The sequence below is a fragment of the Vibrio sp. YT-19(2023) genome (assembly GCF_033337395.1).
Genome location: NZ_JAWOQN010000637.1, coordinates 1 through 643, shown reverse-complemented (window position 1 = coordinate 643; position 643 = coordinate 1). Strand labels below are relative to the sequence as shown.

Annotated in this window: 1 pseudogene; it reads left to right on the top strand. The window is 54.9% G+C overall.

The features are described 5' to 3' along the window. Nucleotides 1-643: pseudogene (locus R7E78_RS27605) on the top strand (hypothetical protein); the annotation flags it as partial.

Below are 643 nucleotides of genomic sequence, written 5' to 3'. Positions count from 1 at the left end.
TGATCAGCTCAACGGCACGTACACCGTCGTTGTCACAGGCACCAATGCCTCAAACGTGGAAGCAACAGAAAGCACAAACTTCACGTTGGCACAGGCATTGCCAACCTTGAGCAACGCGACCTTTAACCCAACGCATCAAGCGGAAGGACAAAGTGTGACGGTAACACTGGAGTTCGATAAAGCGCTGCAAGCCGCAAGCGCAGAGCTGGGTGGTTCCGCCATCACACTGACCAAGACCGTGGATGCGAAAGTCTGGACCGGTGACGTTGTCGTGCCAGTGTCGTCAGAGCTAACCGTAGGCTTGGTGGTGAAAGACTACCAAGATCTTTCGGGGAATACGGGCGCAGAAGACCGAAGCCACTCGATGCCGATCACACCAACCTTGGCGATCACGCCAGTAGGCAATGTGGATAGCAGTAACGCTGCCACATTGCAGATCACCGGTACTTCAAGCCGCTTTGATGGCCAAACCGTGAGCGTAGAAATCAAAGCGCAAGGCAGTGAAACGGTTATCGCCAGCGGCAGTGCCACGGTACAAAGTGGTGGCGCTTGGACGAGCAACGCGATGGACATCAGTGGTGAGCCAAGTGGCACGTACACCGTCGTTGTCACAGGCACCAATGCCTCAAATGTGGAAGCAACA